Origin of the sequence: Streptomyces coelicoflavus, assembly GCF_003112555.1 — a bacterium.
In the GTDB taxonomy this organism is placed as follows: domain Bacteria; phylum Actinomycetota; class Actinomycetes; order Streptomycetales; family Streptomycetaceae; genus Streptomyces; species Streptomyces coelicoflavus.
The window spans coordinates 1-2,232 of sequence record NZ_BEWB01000036.1; the positions used below are offsets into that span (position 1 = coordinate 1).

Annotated in this window: 1 protein-coding gene and 1 pseudogene; one reads left to right on the top strand and one right to left on the bottom strand. The window is 69.8% G+C overall.

Annotation, left to right across the window (positions count from 1 at the left end; all coding sequences use genetic code 11):
- Positions 1-119: 119 nt before the first annotated feature.
- A complete protein-coding gene (locus Sco07f_RS39625) occupies positions 120-1,901 on the top strand; it encodes an IS481 family transposase (protein ID WP_108990810.1) in 1,782 nt (593 codons plus the stop codon).
- A gap of 8 nt (positions 1,902-1,909) precedes the next feature.
- Here Sco07f_RS39625 and Sco07f_RS39630 read toward each other — a convergent pair.
- A pseudogene (locus Sco07f_RS39630) lies at positions 1,910-2,232 on the bottom strand (hypothetical protein); the annotation flags it as partial.

The following is a 2,232-nucleotide window of genomic DNA, read 5'->3' on the forward strand; positions in this document are numbered from 1 at the left end:
GTCTTGTCTCGGTTGATGCTTGACGCTGTGGCGTCGCCTGATGCTTGACACCGCTTGCCTCGGCTTGGCTGTGCGCGTCGTATCCGCGTGCAGGGAGGGCCGGGGCCGTGCTGGTGGAGTTGAGCGTGGTCGAGCAGCGGTATCACGCGGTGATGGAGGTCGCCGCAGGGGTCCCGGTCACTCAAGTCGCGGCCCGGTATGGGGTGTCGAGGCAGTCGGTGCACTCCTGGGTGCGCAAGTACAAGCAGTCGGGTTTGCCGGGTCTGACGGACCGGTCGCACCGGCCGGACTCGTGTCCGCACCGGACAGCGCCGGAGGTGGAGGCTCTGGTGTGTGAATTGCGGCGCCGGCATCCGGGCTGGGGTCCGCGCAGGCTGGTGCACGAGCTGGGACGCAGGGGCATCACGCCGTTGCCGTCCCGGGCGACCGTCTACCGGGTCCTGGTCCGCAACGGACTCGTTGAGCCCGGGGTGCGTAAGCGTCGCCGGTCGGATTACCGCAGGTGGGAGCGGTTGGAGGCGATGGAACTGTGGCAGATGGACATCGTCGGCGGCATCCTGCTGGCGGACGGCAGCGAGTGCAAGATGGTCACCGGGATCGACGACCACTCCCGGTTCATGGTGATCGCGAAAGTGGTGCAGCGGGCCACGGCCCGAGCGGTGTGTCTGGCCTTCGGTGAGGCACTGGTGCGGTTCGGAGTGCCCGGCGAGGTGCTGACGGACAACGGCAAGCAGTTCACCGCCCGCTTCTCTCCCGGCAAGCCCGGAGAGACGATGTTCGACCGGATCTGCCGGGAGAACGGCATCGCTCACCGGCTGACGAAGCCGCAGTCCCCGACGACCACGGGGAAGATCGAACGCTTCCACCAGACTCTGCGGCGTGAACTCCTCGACCGGCGTGACCCGTTCACCGATCTGGAGGCTGCGCAGGCGGTGGTGGATACCTGGCTGGAGGACTACAACCGGATGCGGCCGCACCAAGCCCTGGACATGGCCGTTCCGGCCAGCCGCTTCGTTCCTCGCCCGCGGTCCGAGCAGGACGCCCTGCCGGTGGTCCTGCCCGCCCGCCTCGACCCCGTCCCCGTCCCCCAACCTGATGTCCCGGAGCCTCCGCCCGAGCCTGTCGCGGCGGCCTGGCCGATGGCGGAGGGCGAGGTCGGTGCGATCGAGGTGGAGCGGGTGGTGCCCGCCTCGGGAAACCTGAGCCTGCGCGGTCAGCAGATCTGGTTCGGCCCGGCCCTGGCCGGCATCACGGTGACCCTGCGGGTCGATGTGAACCGGCTGCACGTCCTGATCGGCGGTGGCCGGCACAAGACGCTGCCCTCGAAGCTGTCCGGCCGGGACCTCAAGGCCCTGCTGGCAGGCGGGGACGCCCGATCTGCCGGGCCCTGGGCGGACGATCCCGGACCGGCGAATGGCGCGAAGGGGGTGGTGGAGGTGGACCGGACCGTGAACGCGGTCGGCTACGTCGGCCTGGGCGGCGACAAGGTCCTGGTCGGCTGGCCGTTCGCCGGACAGCGGGTCACCCTCCGCCTCGACGGGAAGGTCCTGCAGGTCCTGGACGAGCAGCGTGTCCTGCAGGCCACCCTGCCCAGCCCGCTGCCGCCCTCGGCCTGCGGTCGCCTGCAAGGGGGCCGTCCGGCCGGGCCGCCACCGCTGCTGCCTCCGCCCGGCCAGCAGATCGCCGAGCGGACCGTCAGCAGCGTCGGCGGCTTCATGGTCGCCGGACAGCGCGTCCAGCTCGGCCGCGGCTATGCCCACCAGGTCGTCACCGTCCACGTGGACGAGACATCGATCCGGGTCTTCCACGGCCAGGATCTGATCGCCACCGTCCCGCGTGTCACCAGGAAGGAGGTGGTGGTCCGCAAGTCCGGCGAACACAACCGCCGGAAGATCGTGTGATCGCTGTGTCAGGAGGGTTCGGACGGCTGCTTGGACGGCCAGTTGGCCAGTCGGGCGCGGGCCTCCTGAGCAGTGACCGGCCACGGGTCATCAACCAAGCCCGCAACCGCCGGCCACGGCGAGTGCGGATGGTTTGCTACGAGCCTCCGCACGGCGTCATGCGGATCGTCGACCAGCCGTTCCAGCAGCTCAGGCGGGCAGTTGCGTTTGCTGGCCACCCGGTCTCGGACCCGCCAATCCGGATCCTTGATCAGCTCGGCCAGGATCTCCGACGGCGCCGTCCTGTTATGGGCAGCCCAGACACGCATGTCGGGACGGTTGCGCACCAGGT